17 protein-coding genes are annotated in these 16,525 nt (G+C 36.8%); 12 read left to right on the top strand and 5 right to left on the bottom strand.

What is annotated here, in order from left to right:
- Nucleotides 1–137: 137 nt before the first annotated feature.
- Together D8M04_RS00255 and D8M04_RS00260 are read right to left on the bottom strand one after the other, a co-directional pair.
- Nucleotides 138–1,340 carry an aminotransferase gene (locus D8M04_RS00255; protein ID WP_121520245.1) on the bottom strand — a complete coding sequence of 401 codons (1,203 nt, stop codon included), beginning with the start codon at nt 1,338–1,340 and terminating at the stop codon, nt 138–140.
- Entirely contained in the window at nt 1,337–1,840 is a 504-nt protein-coding gene (locus tag D8M04_RS00260) for an Lrp/AsnC family transcriptional regulator (protein WP_425463992.1), read from the bottom strand. Before D8M04_RS00260 ends, D8M04_RS00255 begins: the two co-directional genes overlap by 4 nt.
- A gap of 1,109 nt (nt 1,841–2,949) precedes the next feature.
- Here D8M04_RS00260 and D8M04_RS00270 point away from each other — a divergent pair.
- Genes D8M04_RS00270 through mnhG form a run of 7 tightly spaced genes read left to right on the top strand, consistent with a single transcriptional unit; the run spans nt 2,950 to nt 8,695 of the window.
- Nucleotides 2,950–5,367 (top strand): Na+/H+ antiporter subunit A, encoded by a 2,418-nt coding sequence (locus D8M04_RS00270; RefSeq protein ID WP_121520252.1) that lies wholly within the window; start codon nt 2,950–2,952, stop codon nt 5,365–5,367.
- The gene (locus D8M04_RS00275) at nt 5,364–5,798 is read left to right on the top strand and encodes a Na(+)/H(+) antiporter subunit B (protein WP_121520254.1); all 435 of its coding nucleotides are present in this window, start codon (nt 5,364–5,366) and stop codon (nt 5,796–5,798) included. The genes D8M04_RS00270 and D8M04_RS00275 overlap by 4 nt, the downstream gene beginning before the upstream one ends.
- Nucleotides 5,798–6,136 carry a Na(+)/H(+) antiporter subunit C gene (locus D8M04_RS00280; protein WP_121520256.1) on the top strand — a complete coding sequence of 113 codons (339 nt, stop codon included), beginning with the start codon at nt 5,798–5,800 and terminating at the stop codon, nt 6,134–6,136. The genes D8M04_RS00275 and D8M04_RS00280 overlap by 1 nt, the downstream gene beginning before the upstream one ends.
- Nucleotides 6,129–7,613, top strand: coding sequence for a Na+/H+ antiporter subunit D (locus tag D8M04_RS00285; RefSeq protein WP_121520258.1), 1,485 nt, complete (start codon nt 6,129–6,131; stop codon nt 7,611–7,613). Before D8M04_RS00280 ends, D8M04_RS00285 begins: the two co-directional genes overlap by 8 nt.
- A 5-nt stretch (nt 7,614–7,618) precedes the next feature.
- On the top strand, nt 7,619–8,095 hold the full coding sequence (locus D8M04_RS00290) for a Na+/H+ antiporter subunit E (RefSeq protein WP_121520260.1): 477 nt from the start codon (nt 7,619–7,621) through the stop codon (nt 8,093–8,095).
- A complete protein-coding gene (locus D8M04_RS00295; RefSeq protein WP_121520262.1) occupies nt 8,095–8,370 on the top strand; it encodes a Na(+)/H(+) antiporter subunit F1 in 276 nt (91 codons plus the stop codon). The genes D8M04_RS00290 and D8M04_RS00295 overlap by 1 nt, the downstream gene beginning before the upstream one ends.
- Nucleotides 8,363–8,695 carry a monovalent cation/H(+) antiporter subunit G gene (gene mnhG / locus D8M04_RS00300; protein ID WP_342772624.1) on the top strand — a complete coding sequence of 111 codons (333 nt, stop codon included), beginning with the start codon at nt 8,363–8,365 and terminating at the stop codon, nt 8,693–8,695. The genes D8M04_RS00295 and mnhG overlap by 8 nt, the downstream gene beginning before the upstream one ends.
- A gap of 89 nt (nt 8,696–8,784) precedes the next feature.
- Here the strand turns inward: mnhG and D8M04_RS00305 are convergent, their stop codons facing one another.
- Entirely contained in the window at nt 8,785–9,123 is a 339-nt protein-coding gene (locus D8M04_RS00305) for a hypothetical protein (protein WP_121520266.1), read from the bottom strand.
- Between the two features lie 18 nt (nt 9,124–9,141).
- Nucleotides 9,142–10,314, bottom strand: coding sequence for an MFS transporter (locus D8M04_RS00310; protein ID WP_246001079.1), 1,173 nt, complete (start codon nt 10,312–10,314; stop codon nt 9,142–9,144).
- 124 nt (nt 10,315–10,438) lie between these two features.
- Between D8M04_RS00310 and D8M04_RS20100 the strand changes: the two genes are divergently transcribed.
- On the top strand, nt 10,439–10,588 hold the full coding sequence (locus tag D8M04_RS20100) for a hypothetical protein (protein WP_187695388.1): 150 nt from the start codon (nt 10,439–10,441) through the stop codon (nt 10,586–10,588).
- Nucleotides 10,589–10,783: 195 nt separating this feature from the next.
- Here D8M04_RS20100 and D8M04_RS00315 read toward each other — a convergent pair whose 3' ends face one another.
- Nucleotides 10,784–11,407, bottom strand: a complete 624-nt coding sequence (locus D8M04_RS00315; protein ID WP_121520268.1) for a TVP38/TMEM64 family protein — start codon at nt 11,405–11,407, stop codon at nt 10,784–10,786.
- A gap of 218 nt (nt 11,408–11,625) precedes the next feature.
- On the opposite strand from D8M04_RS00315, the gene D8M04_RS00320 reads away from it, so the two are divergent.
- From D8M04_RS00320 to D8M04_RS00335, 4 genes are all read left to right on the top strand, one after another.
- Nucleotides 11,626–11,874: a hypothetical protein gene (locus D8M04_RS00320; protein ID WP_121520270.1), complete on the top strand. Its 249-nt coding sequence runs from the start codon at nt 11,626–11,628 to the stop codon at nt 11,872–11,874.
- 158 nt (nt 11,875–12,032) lie between these two features.
- Nucleotides 12,033–13,157, top strand: a complete 1,125-nt coding sequence (locus D8M04_RS00325) for a M20 family metallopeptidase (RefSeq protein ID WP_121520272.1) — start codon at nt 12,033–12,035, stop codon at nt 13,155–13,157.
- 178 nt (nt 13,158–13,335) lie between these two features.
- Nucleotides 13,336–14,508: a hydroxymethylglutaryl-CoA synthase gene (locus D8M04_RS00330; RefSeq protein WP_121521664.1), complete on the top strand. Its 1,173-nt coding sequence runs from the start codon at nt 13,336–13,338 to the stop codon at nt 14,506–14,508.
- An 812-nt stretch (nt 14,509–15,320) separates the two neighbouring features.
- On the top strand, nt 15,321–16,493 hold the full coding sequence (locus tag D8M04_RS00335) for an aminotransferase class I/II-fold pyridoxal phosphate-dependent enzyme (RefSeq protein ID WP_342772604.1): 1,173 nt from the start codon (nt 15,321–15,323) through the stop codon (nt 16,491–16,493).
- Nucleotides 16,494–16,525 lie beyond the last annotated feature (32 nt).

Consider the following 16,525-nt stretch of genomic DNA (forward strand, 5'->3'; position numbering starts at 1 on the left):
AAGAAAGAGATATGGTAGTTCCGTTTATAGTTATTCCGGTTACAAAGGAACATTAGAGTAATCAAATAGTCTTAGGACCCTTTTAAGTATAAGAAAAAGGAACAATCTAACCTCTTAGGCTAGGCTGTTCCTTTTCTTTATTTTACTGTTTCCAATGTGTGATGAGTACCTTCTAATTTCTTCACAAATCTATCCATACGATTCATGGCTTCCTGCAAATGGTCGATTGAGGTCGCGTAAGACAAACGGACATACCCTTCGCCTGATTCTCCAAATGCATTTCCAGGTACGACTGCAACTCTTTCTTCGAGCAACAGCCTTTCAGCAAATTCGTCAGATGTTAGGCCTGTCTTCTGAATAGAAGGGAAGACATAGAAAGCACCACCTGGCGTGTGGCAGTGTAAGCCGATTTGATTCAATGCCTGTACAGTAAAGTTTCTTCTTCGCCAATAATGCTGGCGCATGTTTTCGACTTGGTCCCTGCTATTTCGCAATGCTTCGAGTGCGCCTCGTTGAAGCATATGTGGGGCACACATCGTAGTATATTGGTAAATTTTTACCATAACTTGAATAAGTTCACGTGGTGCTGCAAGAAATCCCAATCGCCAGCCAGTCATTGCAAAGCCTTTAGAGAAACCGTTGATTAAGATTGTACGTTCGTACATTCCTGGAATAGCTGACATGCTTGTGAAGTCACCATCGTAGCTTAACTCGGCATAGATCTCATCTGAAACGACAAGCAGGTCATTCTTTATTATAATTTGTGAAATGGCTGTTAAGGCTTCTCTGTTTAGACAAGTGCCTGTTGGATTATTGGGCGAACAAAGAAGTATTGCCTTGGTCCTGTCTGTAATAGCAGCTTCTATCTGTTCCGGAGTAACCGCGAATCCATTTTCTGCTGAAGTAGCAATTGGAACAGGGATACCACCAGCAAGGGTCACGAGTGCTGAATAGGAGACAAAGGCTGGTTCAATAATTAATACTTCATCCCCAGGATTTAGAATGGCACGAAATGCCAGGTCAATAGATTGGCTTGCACCGACGGTTACGATAATTTGATCATCTGCTGCATATTTTACGTTAAACCTTTTATCCAGGTAATTAGAAATTTCCTCGCGCAATTCAAGTAAACCAGCATTTGCTGTATATGAGGTATAGCCATCTTGTATCGCTTCGATAGCATGCTCCCGGATATTCCACGGGGTTATAAAATCTGGTTCTCCTACTCCAAGCGAAATAACGTTCTCCATTGTGGCTGCTAAGTCAAAAAATTTTCGGATTCCTGAAGGTGCAAGATTTGCCGCTGTTTTGGATAAGAATCGTTCATATTGCATACTCATGGAGTTACCACCATTCTGCGGTCTTTATCTTCATTGCCTTCAATAATAACGTGATCATGCTTATATTTTTTTAGCATGAAATGTGTTGTAGTGGATATCACACCTTCGATAATAGCTAATTTCTTAGATACAAATAATGCAATCTCCTTCATAGTTCTGCCTTCTACTGTAACAGATAAATCATATGTGCCTGACATAAGGTAGAGAGAACTTACTTCCGGGTAGCGATAAATACGCTCGGCAATTTCATCAAAACCAACTCCACGCTGGGGAGTTACTTTGACATCAATCATTGCAACTACAGTCTCTTTGCCTTCAATTTTATTCCAATCAATTAGGGTGGGGTAACTTACAATTATTTTTTCATTTTCAAGTTTTTGAATAAGCTGTTGTACCTTTTCTTCTGTTATGTTGAGTTGCATGGCAATCGATTCGTTGGAAATATGGTGTTTTTCCTCAAGGATTGCTAATATATTTAATTCTTCTGCTGATAATTTCACCATAATACCTCCAGTTGATATGAATGGGTTTCATCTGATATTTTATCTTATGTGAAATAAATCTGTACTTAAAAAACTATATTATTTTAGATAATTAATCAACTGGAATGAAGAAATTTTTAATCTGTCAAGTATGAAATAAGATAAAAAGAAAAAGCTAGAGAAGGAAAGGAGGCAGAGAATAATGGGTATTCGAAGTATGTTAGGAAGAGCGTTAGTGGATCAAAAGCTAATGGGTAAATTAGAAGAAACAGCTTTAAAGGAGACGAGAAATGGAAGAAGGATTCCTCGTTAATAGAGGAAGCAAGCATTACATGCAAATTTTTATATCGTACAGAATGGACAGTAAGTACCCATCACGGAATTCAGGAAAATAAAGAACTGCTAGTGGGAACAAGCTGTCCTTTTATCTGTACAACCAACACTTAGTGGAGATGATCTTGCTAAGCGATGTTTTACTTTAATTTTCGACAAGAACCACATTGTTTTCTTTTAAAGTCAGGATATATAGAGTAATAAAACTGTTGATCATATTCATATGGGTGAATCGAAAACCAACCACCATCTCTGAGTTCCCGTTGAAGTCCTTTAAATTTTGTTTCTTGTTTTGGGATAAAATTGCAATGTGGCTCATGTCTGGTTATTGTCTTTGCTGATTTATCAATATTGATCCAGAACATTACAATCACTCACTTTCTATTATTCTATCCTACCATAAATGACCATATTATTGGATAATAGATAATATAATTATGTCAAATAGTTAAACAAAAAGAATATGTGAATTTCAACTTGAACAATGAGATTAGTCGAATAATGTAGAATATTACTTTACCAGTATGTTTTTTTATGATAGAATGCTAACTATAAAAAATAATAGAAAACAAGACTTGGAGGAGCCTGTCACCAAGGGATATTTATGCCCTTTTGTGACAGGTTCTTTTTGTTTTCTTCTACTAAGAAAAATATTTTTTAGGAAAGGTGGAATTATATGCACTTAATTAATTTTGAGAAGTAAAAATCCGTATATGTATTCTATGAATTTATTGGAACATCATGAGCATATTGAAATTGAGAAGACTAATTTTGTAAAGTAAGGAGGAATATATTTGACAGTTTTACATTGGGCTATCATCTCACCATTTCTGCTAGCCATATTAGTACCTTTTTTATATAAATATGGGCGTAAAATACATACTGGTTGGTTTGTATTATTACTTCCACTAGCCTTATTTATTTATTTTTTAACCTTCCTACCTCGGTCATCTGCAGGAGAAGTAGTTTTACGAACTGTGCCATGGGTCCCTTCTTTAGGCATTAACTTTGATCTTTATATAGATGGATTAAGTTTATTGTTTGCCTTATTAATCACTGGAATCGGGACATTAGTTATTCTATATTCTGTTTATTATTTGTCTAAAACAAAAGAAAAGCTGAATAATTTCTATGTATATTTACTTTTATTCATGGGAGCAATGCTTGGAGTCGTTTTATCTGACAATATCATTGTGTTGTATGTGTTTTGGGAAATAACTAGTGTTTCTTCTGCTCTTTTAATCAGTTATTGGTATCAGCGTGAGAAATCGATTTATGGTGCACAGAAATCCATGTATATTACAGTATTTGGTGGACTCTCTATGCTAGGTGGTTTTTCTCTACTCTATACCATGACAGGGACATTTAGTATTCGAGAAATTATTGCAAATATTGACCTCGTAACTACAAGCAGTTTGTTCTTGCCAGCGATGATTCTGATACTTTTTGGAGCATTTACAAAGTCTGCACAGTTCCCATTCCATATTTGGTTGCCAGATGCGATGGAGGCTCCTACACCTGTAAGTGCTTACCTGCATTCAGCAACGATGGTCAAAGCGGGAATCTATCTCGTTGCAAGGTTCACTCCAGTATTTGGGGGGTCTCCAGAATGGTTTTGGATTGTTTCTCTAACAGGAATCGTCACTCTAATATGGGGATCTGTTTCAGCAGTAAGACAGAAAGATTTAAAATCAATTTTGGCCTTTTCAACAGTGAGTCAATTAGGGATGATTATGTCTTTACTTGGTGTTGGATCAGTTGCCTATTATTTTTATGATGGGGATAATGCACTTTACACCACAGCAATATTAGCGGCAGTTTTCCATTTGATTAATCATGCGACATTTAAAGGAAGCTTGTTCATGACTGCGGGGATAATTGATCACGAAACTGGAACCCGTGATATTCGTCAGCTTGGCGGATTAATGACGATTATGCCTATTACGGCTACCGTTTCATTTATTGGATTAGCATCCATGGCAGGTCTTCCGCCATTCAATGGCTTTTTAAGTAAAGAGCTCTTCTTTACAGCGATGGTTAATGTAACAGAGTATGGTATTTTCAGTGTGGAAACATGGGGCTTCATTCTACCTGTACTTGCTTGGGTTGCGAGTATATTTACCTTTCTGTATTGTACGATATTATTCGTTAAAACGTTCACGGGGAGATTTCAGCCTGAGAAACTCTCCGTAAAACATGTACATGAAGCACCATTTGGAATGTTAGTTAGCCCGGCTATTCTCGGTTTACTCGTCGTTATATTTGGTCTATTTCCAAATGTTTTAGCTTATACGTTCATTGAACCAGCAATGCAGGCTATTCTACCAGGAATCATGGAACCTGGTCAGCAATTTAAGGTGCATATTTATCATTGGCATGGGTTTAATTTAGAACTATGGATGACGATCGGCGTTATTGTTTTAGGAGCGATTTTATTTATTACCATGAAAAAATGGTCCCAGTCGCGTTTTTATAGAAAAGAACGAGATATCTTTAATTATGTATACGATAGCGGGTACGACGGACTAATTAAAGGATCCCAGCTCATCACAAGAGTACAGATGACTGGAAGACTAAGGGATTACTTTGTCTATATGTGCGCATTCATCGTTTTCCTCATTATCTATACGATGATTCGCTATGATGCGTTTTCTATAAATACGGCGAATGTCTCGCCGATTGAGCCATTTATGTGGTTTGTTGTCATAGCGTTTGTTGTTTCTATCATTTCTGTACCTTTTATTAATAATCGAATGACAGCAGTGGTTATGACTGGAGTTGCTGGCTATCTTGTGGCACTGATGTTCACTATTTTCCGTGCACCTGACTTAGCATTAACGCAACTGCTTGTAGAAACCGTGTCGGTCATATTATTTATGCTCGTTTTCTACCATTTACCTGAACTAAGGAAAGAAAAGAAAAAACCTGCTTTTAAACTGGTTAATCTCATTATTTCGGTTGCCTTTGGAGTAATGATTACTCTTGTATCACTTAGCGCATTTGCTTTTGGCAGCGAGACTAACTTCACATCGATCTCACAGTATTTTATAGAGAACTCTAAAGTATTAGCTGGGGGATACAATATCGTTAACGTGATACTCGTGGACTTCCGTGGACTGGATACAATGCTTGAAATCCTTGTTTTAGCAATTGCTGCAATTGGGGTAGTTTCGCTAATTAAACTTCGATTTAAAGGGAGTGAAGATGTATGAAGTTACAAAAACCTAATGATGTGATGCTTCAAGTATCGATGAGAGTCATCACCTTATTCATCTTTGCTTTTTCATTCTATTTATTTTTAGCTGGCCATAATAATCCTGGTGGTGGATTTATTGGGGGACTTATGACAGCAAGTGCGATTTTAGTTTTATATTTAGCATTTGACATGAAAACCATAACGAAGGCAATACCTTTTAGTTTCACAACTATGATTGGTGTAGGATTATTAATCGCTGTAGCTACGGGTATTATGTCTATGCTGTTTGGATACCCGTTCCTAACACATTTCTTTGATTATTTCCTTTTCCCACTGTTTGGAGAGGTAGAATTAACGACTGCTTTATTTTTTGATTTGGGTGTGTATTTAGTAGTTGTCGGTGCTGCCATGACTATTATATTAGCGATTGCGGAGGATGATAAGTAATGGAAGTATTAATGTCGGTTGTAATAGGTATTATTTTTTCTGTCAGTATCTATCTGTTCTTATCAAAAAGTATCATACGCGTCATTCTCGGATCACTATTAATCTCCCATGGTGTGCATTTATTGCTTATTACCATGTCAGGATTACAACGGGGAGGACCACCACTTTTAGGTTTAGAGGCCGAAGCTTACACAGATCCACTGCCACAAGCTCTCGTATTGACAGCTATTGTTATTTCTTTTGGAGTAACTGCTTTTCTATTGGTTATGGCTTATCGGACTTTTAAAGAGCATAAGACAGATAATTTAGAAGAATTAAGGGGATCTGCTGATGAGTAATTTAGTTATTCTTCCAATAATAATTCCGTTCATTATTGGTGCTGTATTAATTATCTTTGCAAAACATCATCGCCTCCAACGAGTGATTAGTGGATTCACTGCAGTTGGAATGCTGATATTAACCATCTATTTAGCTTTTCTCGTTTACCAGGATGGGAATATTGTTTTAGAAGCAAGTAACTGGCCTGCACCGTTTGGAATTGTGTTGGTTGCTGATATGCTGGCAACTTTAATGTTACTGTTAACCAGTATTATCAGTACCGCTTGTCTGTTCTTTGCATTCCAGACGGTTTCATCTGATAGAGAGAAGTTCTACTTTTATCCTTTCTTTTTCTTCCTCATTGTAGGAGTAAATGGAGCTTTCTTAACAGGAGATATTTTTAACTTATTTGTATTTTTCGAAGTAATGCTATTATCCTCCTATGCCCTTATTGTTCATGGGGGAACAAAATATCAGCTTCGCGAATCATTTAAGTACGTCATCATTAATGTATTCGCTTCAGCATTATTTGTTGTTGCTGTTGCATGGCTTTACTCTGTGACAGGAACATTGAATATGGCACATATTTCACAACGGGTTGCCGAATTGGAACAAACTGGCGTCATTAATGTAATAGCGATTCTTTTCTTTATTGTCTTTGCATCTAAAGGGGCGTTATTCCCTCTCTATTTCTGGCTTCCAAGATCTTATTACGGGCCACCTGCTGCGATTGCTGCGTTATTTGGGGGTTTACTAACTAAGGTCGGAATTTATGCGATCATCCGTGTATTTACTTTGATTTTCTATCACGAGCCGACCTTTACACATAAAGGGATAATCGTTACGATTGCTGGATTTACAATGGTACTAGGAGTGTTAGGTGCCGTTTCACAATTTGATTTTAAACGAATCCTTTCCTACCATATTATTAGCCAGGTTGGTTATATGGTAATGGGGTTAGGGATTTTTACTCCGCTAGCTGTAGCTGGAGCCGTCTATTATATTGTTCACCATATGATTGTAAAGACAGCCCTCTTCCTATTTGCTGGAGCAACGGAGCGAATAACTGGTACCACGGATTTACGGAAAATGGGCGGATTAATAAAAACTCATCCCGTTCTTGCTTGGTTATTCTTTATTTCTGCTATTTCACTAGCAGGGATACCTCCGTTTAGCGGGTTTTTCAGTAAGTTTCCAATAATACTGGCGGGTTTCCAGGAAGGACAGCATGTTATTTCAGGTATAGCTTTATTAGTTGGTCTATTAACTCTCTTCTCGATGATGAAGATCTTCAGCTATGCATTTTGGGGAAAACAAAAACATACAAGTGAGCAGGCGAAAACGCCGATTGGAAAATTGTTATTACCGATTGTGCCACTCGTAGCATTGACCATTATTCTTGGTATTGCTGCTGAGCCGATTTTCCAATATTCATTATTAGTCAGTGAACAAATCATGGATCCGTCAATTTATATTGAATCTGTCCTTAAGGAGTAGTTGCTATGGCTTTCCAAATTTTAGTTAATATCATTATTGCAGTTATATGGTTGTTTTTACAAAACAGCTTTACTGTTACGGGGTTTATAGTTGGATACTTGGTTGGAATGATCATCCTGTTTATTCTAAGGCGTTTTCTCGTATTTGATTTTTACCTTCAACGTGTTTGGGCAATATTCAAGCTAATTCTGCTATTTATTTCTGAACTAATCAAGGCAAATTTGGATGTTGTTAAAATTGTACTTAGTCCCAAACTGAATAATAAACCTGGAATTGTTGCAGTACCAACGAAATTAGAATCAAATGTCGAAATAACTTTACTCGCAGCACTTATTTCTCTTACACCGGGAACCGTGTCTATGGAATTTTCGGATGATAGTAAAACGATATATATCCATGCCTTACATGTGCCAAATAAGGATGAATTTATTGATTCTATTCATAACTCATTCGAGCGCGCCATTATGGAGGTGACAAGATAGTGTTTCAAATCATCCTTTATATCTCACTTATCATCATTGGTGTTTCCTTAGTTTTATTATTAATTCGCACCATTAAAGGCCCATCTATCGCTGACAGAATATTAGGATTGGATTCCATTGGAGTGACATTAATTGGCTTTATGGGATTGATCATGATATTCCAAGACACGATTGCCTATTCAGATATTATTCTTTTATTAAGTATTCTAGCATTTGTTGGAACAGTTGCTATGTCGAAGTTTTTGGAAAGGGGTGCTGTATTTGAGCGTGAATGAAATGATTACGAGTGTTTTTATACTAATCGGAGCATTTTTTACATTATTAAGTGCCATCGGGGTTCTGCGGTTGCCAGATGTTTATAGTAGGATGCACGCTGCTGGTAAGAGTTCTACACTTGGAGTTAGTTCAATCATGTTAGCCACTTTCATCTATTTTATCCCTGAAGATGTATTTCTGGTGAAAGTTTTGTTGGTCATTCCATTCCTGTTTATGACAGCACCACTATCTGCATTATTGGTCAATCGTTCTGCATATAGAAACGGTGTACCACTTGCGAGAAATAGCATACAAGATGATTTAAAGAAGAAGTATGAAAATTAAAGGATTATTTTATTAGATTATTGATGGCACAGTCTTAAAAGTTATTTTTAAAACTTTTAAGACTGTACTTTTTAACATTATTATAATGTTTAATCTCCCAAATCTCTTTCAGAAATATGATATCTAAGATAATCATATTTCGAAGTTGGCAAACTTTCTATGATTTTGCCTTCTTTGTCCCGGTAGGTCTCATACTCTCTATATGTTTCAATAACATAACCATCGACTATATTTTTTTCTTCTAACCGATATTCTAAGGAGTGGGTTCGTTCTTCACTATGGACAGATGCATTTACTTCTTGATTACTCTCCTCATTTTCTTCAGATACAATAGGAACGCCACTGCGAATAGGTTCATTAAAATCATCAAAGAAGGCAACCACAGCAAATACGGAGATAAGAATCATTATAAGGATCATGTTTTTCATTTGTTAGGACACTCCTTTTCAGTAAAAATCACCTTTTGGCTTCATTATTTGGTTTAGTCGTAACCTGGTATAACCCACAATTGCAACAACTAGCATACCAATTAAAAAGGCGATAAAATACGGTGATATATATTCCCGAATAATACCGGTTAATATGGAACTGAGAATCATCCCTAATGAATAAACAGCAGACATGATTCCAAATGCCTTACCATAGTTCTCTCGTGGTACATTTTCTGTTACGACAGTCGCCATTGCAGGCATAACCAATCCAAAGAATATTCCGGTCAAGAAAAGCATTAACGGTAATGAGAGGCTTAGACTGAAAATTCCATATAGCGATAGGCACATACCAAGTAAACCAACTAATAGCCTTTTAAGGGGGTCATAACGATTAATGAAAAACATAAAAAGCGTTATAAATGCACCTAAGCTAAGAAAACTAAATAGTTTTCCTGTAACGGAAGGAGATAGGCCCTCTTCCACAGTTAGATAAGGAACCTCAAAAATGACTACACCATGAATGTACATTACTGCAAATCCAATTAAGTAGCTGGTAAGTAAGGGAGCAGAAAAAAATGTATTACTCTTTGTAATCGTTGGCATTATCTTTTTCTTATGCGTGATAATAAATTGCCTTTCTGTTATTAAAAATGTGGCAAATAGAGCAGTCGCTAAAATTGCAGCACCAATTATAAAATATGTATTGGAATATCCAATCACATCAGCCATTTTTCCACCGAGAAATGGTGCAACCATTCCAGCGATTGTTGTTAAAATTCCATTTATCGCTATGTTCTTTCCCTGCTCCCGACTATTTCTCGCATAACCAGATAACATAGCAATAGCCGCAGGGATAAGAAAAGCTAAAGCAAATCCATTTAATCCATGCAGAATAAATAGTTGTTTCGAATTAGATGCAAGCCCATGAGCAATAAAGAGCGCTCCGGAAGTAAACAAGGGAATGGTAATAAAGATTTTCTTACCAAAACGATCTACAAGTGGACCAGCAATTAAATTCCCTGTTAGATCACTAAAGGATGTAAAGCCCAGAATCAATCCTATTAATACGCTTGTAGCACCAAATGCTGCCGCATATGGAGTGAAAATAGGGGTCCCAATCCGCATAATAAAGCTAATAATAAACAGGAAGATAAGAATATACATTTTTTCGATGCTTGCTTCTTTCACACAATTCACCTCTCGGGAATAATGTATGCAAATACTCAGGAATATAGACGAGCTTCTTTCATGAAAATTGTGCAGAAGGACATACTAACAAGGAAGCATCAGGTTTTCAATAGGAGGGAATAACATGTCAGAAGAAAATAAGAATAGAAATAAGGATAAAGGTCGTCAGAATAATCGAGGGATTAAATATGATACCTCCCCTAAGCACGATGAAGAATATGCAATCGAGGATAGCGAATTTTTAAATATAAATAATAGGGATAATAAAAGATAGCGTTAAATCCGCAAAGTTTGTCCTTCTATATTAATGCGCTATTTTAAAGAACACATTCGTTTGTCTTTAGCGAATGTGTTCGTTTTTCTACTTGATATCATCCCAACGATTTTTTTGAAGCAAACTCTATTGCAGATTGACTTTTTTCGCAGGTTATCTGGCTGCGCGGTCCTGCCTAAGTGAGGTTTTACTTTATCATTTGAGGGAATGAACGAAATTATAAAGGAAATCTAAACCATAAATAGCAAAAAGCGTATAGATAAATAACGTGACTGGTTTTGCTAGTAAAAAATAAAAGATAAATTTCCTCCAAGTCATTTTTGTGAGCCCGGCAATTAAACAGATAAAGTCATCGGGAAACCCGGGGAAAATCATAGAAATAACAAAAAAACGTTCAAATCTTTTTCCCTTATTAACCCATCCTATATACTTGTCATAGGTTTGTTGTTTAACAAAATAGCCAGCAAAAGCACGTCCAAATTTTCTCGCAAGGTAAAAGTTCGTCACTGAACCTAGAAAGATTCCTAATATATTTAAAAAGGAACCCATTCCGATACCGAATAACATAATACCCACAACGGTTGATACATTACCTGGCATAATTGGAATAACAACTTGGATGTAGGTTAAGGCAAGAAAAAGCCAGGGACCAATACTGCCATACCCTGCAATCCATTCTTGTACTCTTAGTGGGTCACTAAAAAATCCGCTATTTATAATAAATAATACTAGTAATATCGTTAAGAATATACCAATCAGGCTAGTCACCTGTACAATGATTTTCTGATGTTTCTTCAATAGTTGTTTAATCCCAATCATATTGTCCTCTTTTCTCTATATAAATGACTTACAAATAGTTGAGTATGTATGGTTTTGCTTATCATAGTATGTGTAACTAGGTACCAATCTTAATTGTCAAGTTTTCTAGTTCTCATCATAGCATTCCTAATTTCAAGGTCAAACTTCAAACCATTTTTCTCATATATCTATCCTCTTCATGGTAGAATTATTAGAAAAGAATGAGGGGGAGAAAAGTAATGACTGGAAATATTAATGAGACAAAGGAAGAGCTGCTTATTCAAGCTGTTAAGACACAATATGCAATTTTATCCTTGTTAGATCACACCCTGCTGGAAACATACCGATATGAAAAAGCACTACCTGTTGAAAAGCAGAATAAAGAAATTATCCATTTGACTTATCAGGCTCGAAATATGATTGGCAAAAAGCCGAAACTGAAAGAAATCTACAAAAAGTTAGAGGAAGATCACGGGATAATGTTTTAGACAAAGGATAGATTAATTATTTTCGTTCTTGAATTTTATTTGATTAGTTAGGTATTTGTACGGTATTTAAATTGAAAGCAAACGTATGATAAGGTAAGGGCAGTTACCTCCCGCTGCATAAGTTTCATCCAGGTAGAACGTTATGAGGAGAGAGCTAGATGGACCAAATAAAAGAATATTTGGTGAGGCACCAGGAACAGATTAAGAAAGACATTCAGTATTTAGTAGAGGCTGAATCTCCTTCCAATGAAAAAAGATTAACAGATGCTTGCGGAAGAAGGATTCAACAGTTGCTTGATCGTTATTTTGGTTACAAGGCGAAAGAGATTAAAGAGGAAAAGTATGGGAATCATCTAAGGTTCGAATATGGAAAAGGAAAGGAAACAATTCTTTTATTATCCCATTTTGATACGGTTTGGAATAAAGGGAGCCTATCTTATAGAGTGGATGGGAATAAGATTTATGGACCAGGGATTCTAGATATGAAAGCGGGTCTTATTCAAGCAATCTGGGCATTAAAGGTGTGTGAAGACTTAAGGATTCCATTGAACAAAAAGATTGTCTTTCTTTGTACAAGCGATGAAGAGGTTGGTAGTCCTTCTTCTAAACATCTTATAGAGAAAGAAGCCAAAGGTAGTGAATATGCTTTAGTATTGGAGCCGCCAGTTGTTGGAACAGGGGCATTAAAAACGGGGAGAAAAGGATCATCCAGATATTTTATTGATATTAAAGGAAAAGCATCCCATGCTGGGAATAATCATAAAGAGGGCATAAGTGCAATTAAAGAGGCTGCAGAACAGATTGTATTCTTGGAGTCTTTAACAGATTACAAAAAAGGAACAACCATAAATGTTGGTTCTGTTAAAGGTGGAGGAAAGCTGAATGTGGTACCAGATAGCGCTACAATTGGCGTAAATGTTCGTGTCAGAACGATAGATGAGCAGAAACGGCTAGATAATATAATAAAAAGTTTAGCACCTCATCAAGAAGGTATAACGATAAAAGTACGTGGAGGCATGAACCGTCCACCGATGAATCGAAATAAAGAAAGCATAAAGCTATTTCGATTAGCTAAAAGGTTAGCAAAAGATTTGGGAATGGACTTAGAAGAAGCGTATGTTGGCGGCGGGAGCGATGGGAATTTGACTGCAAACATGGGAGTTCCCACTTTAGATGGTTTAGGTGCTGTTGGACGAGGGATTCATGCTAAAAATGAGCATATTCTAGCTAGCGAAATACCAAATCGCACTGCGTTGCTTTGTACGTTAATTCTTAACCTTTAATAAATATTGGGCTGCCTAGCGAATAAGACACCGCCACTTGAGTTAATTTGAGTTGCGGTGTAGTGCTAGCTATTAATTGCTTTTTCAGTAGAAATTATATTATCATTTAGATTAGTTAAAGTAATGTACATATTCAAGTAATCGAGATTAGTTATTATAGATAAAGGAGAACAATATGGTGAAAATCGGGATTGATAAAATAGGTTTCTATACACCGCATTTATATGTTGATATGAATAAACTGGCTGTCAGCAGAGGAGTAGAGCCAGAGAAATTTACAATTGGTATTGGACAAGATAGGATGGCACTTGCTCCAATAACACAGGACTCTGTAACCTTAGCAGCAAATGCTGCATTGGAAATATTGGATGAAGAAGATAGGGAAAAGATTGACTATGTGATTTTTGGAACGGAATCAGGGGTGGATAATTCAAAATCTGCTGCTGTATATGTACATGGTTTACTTGGATTGAATCCGTATGCCAGATCGGTGGAAGTCAAACAGGCATGCTTTGGTGCAACAGCGGCAATTCAAATGGCAAAAGGACATATTGCCTTGCATCCAGAGAGTAAAGTTTTAGTATTAGGGTCTGACATTGCTCGTTATGGATTGAACACATCTGGGGAATCTACACAGGGTGCCGGTGCTGTTGCCATGGTAATTAGCAAAGATCCAAGAATTATGGTTTTAGAGGAACAGGAAGTATGTTTAACAGATGATATTATGGACTTCTGGCGTCCAGTTTATTCGGACAAGGCTTATGTAGACGGCAAGTTTTCCAATGAACAATATATTCTCTTCTTCCAAAAAGTATGGAAAGCTTATAAAGAGAAAACAGGACTCCAATTAAAAGATTTCGAAGCAATCTGCTATCATTTACCCTATACTAAAATGGGACTTAAAGCATTGCGTACTGTATTGGATGAAACAACAGAAAATGTTCAGGAACGCCTGAAAGGAAATTATCAAATAAGTACTCAATATAATCGAAATGTAGGTAATATCTATACTGGTTCCTTGTACTTGAGTTTACTATCCTTACTGGAGCTGAATGAGGATTTAAGCCCTGGTGCAAGAATTGGACTATATAGTTATGGTTCAGGGGCAGTTGGAGAGTTCTTTACAGGAGTGTTGGAGCCCGACTACCGAGACCATCTAAATACAGAAGCTCACAAACAATTATTCGAAGGAAGAAAAGAAGTGACTGTTTCCGAATATGAGGCTATCTTCCAGGAAGTTCTGCCAACAGATGGTTCTTCCGTGGAGCTGGATATCACAGAGGACCCAGCAACCATTTGTTTAGCGGGTATTAAGGAACATTCCAGACAATATGTTAATAAGAATCGATAATGATAAAATGCTAGAATTTATTCTAGCATTTTTTTCTATGTTGAAAAAGATGATAAGCGTGTTAAATAACTAGAATAAGTGGAATTCTTTAACTTTGCTTTCTAAAATTTATAGGCAAAGTTCTCCAGAATACTTTCACGAACCCTTAGCGGATATATTAGTCTGCTCTAAGTTTTTGCTAAGAGGAAATATAAATGTCAATATCATTTACGGCTAAGTAAAGTGATGGGCAGTATATCTGAATAAACCAAAACTACCAGCAATAAAGTGTAATTTACCAGTAGGACGAATCTTTTAGCCGTAGCTCGGACCACTTTATCAGCAGTAAATTACTAATACTTGTAACACGTCCACTTTACCCGCAGCAAACCGAAGTTTACCCGTAGTGCAGGCCGCTTTATCAGCAGTAAATTGCAATTATCCGTAGCACGTCCACTTTACCCGCAGCAAATGAAATTTACCCGTAGCGCAGGCCACTTTACCATCAGTAAATTGCAATTACTCATAGCCCGTCCACTTTACCCACAGCAAATCGAACTCTACCCGTAGTCCCTTCCCTTATCTCCAATAGTCCGCTAAATCTATATCATAAGTTCAACAACTTTTTAGAGAGAAAATCAAAACAGCTCTTATGAAGTCTCGATTAACTGCAAGCTTAATAAAAACATAAAACCTCTAAATAATTTCTTATCTATTATTCCAAAATAAAATCAAATCATATTCTCTAAAGTGAAGGTGTAATTGGTTCATGTATTGCATATAATCTACTAATTGAAAGGGGAAGCAGTTGTTTAGGAAGGAGATTTGTTATCTTGTACGTATCTAATAAAATAAAGAATCTGCCTGAATACGTATTCTCAGAATTCCAAAGACAGAAAGAAGCATTACAAGAGAAAGGGATTGATGTGATTGACTTGGGTATTGGCGCCCCAGATTTACCAACACCTTCCTTTATTTACGACGTGCTGGCACAAGAGGCTAAAAAACAAGCTAGTCACCGTTATTCACCCTTTAATGGAAGTTACGAATTTAGATCCGCTGTAGCTGATTTCTATAAAAAGCAATTTGATGTTGATTTAGATCCTGACACGGAAGTATTGACATTAATCGGATCTAAAGAAGGGATTGTACATTTTATTCAAGCTGTGATTAACGAGGGTGATAAAGTAATTATACCCGACCCAGGTTATCCAGCCTATCAAATGGGTGTCCAACTTGCTGGTGGCCAAAATGTGCTGCTGCCACTGGATACGAACAAAGGGTTTGTACCCAGATATGATTTACTTTCAGAAGCTGACAAGAAACAGGCGAAATTAATGTTTTTAAACTATCCTAATAATCCAACAGCATCCACTGTGGAGATAAACACATATAAAGAAGCCATTTCTTTTGTGAAGAAGCATAAAATCATTCTGGCTCATGATGCTGCATATCAATTGGTTACATTTGGAGAATATAAATCACCAAGTGTTCTTCAAGTCCAAGATGCGAAGAAATATGCTGTGGAGTTTGGCTCTCTATCGAAAAGTTTCAATATGACTGGATGGCGAATTGGTTATGTAGTAGGGAATAAAGAAATGATTCAAGCTTTAGCAAACTTAAAAAGCAATATAGATACAAGTCAATTTCTTCCAATCCAAAAAGCTGCAGCAGCTGCAATGCGGAGTGACTTGAAAGCGGTAGCAGAAAATAATCTGATTTTCCAATCCAGAATGGAAAAACTTCAAAAGGCCCTAGAAGAGCTCGGGATTGAGTCTGAAAAGCCAAAGGGTAGCATATTTATTTGGGCAAAAGTTCCTGTTGGCTATTCTTCCAGTAGTTTTGCCAATAAATTATTGGAGGAAGCAGGTATTATGGTCACACCAGGTACAGCTTTCGGTTTAGGAGGAGAAGGCTATATCCGTATTTCATTATCAGTTGCAGAAGAACGTTTAGATGAGGTGATTAGAAGACTTCGAAGATTGAGCAGTAAGGAGGCTCCATAATGGCTACGGAAAACACCCGTTTAATAAAACAG

The organism is Oceanobacillus piezotolerans, from assembly GCF_003665065.1.
GTDB classification, from domain to species: Bacteria; Bacillota; Bacilli; order Bacillales; family Amphibacillaceae; genus Oceanobacillus; species Oceanobacillus piezotolerans.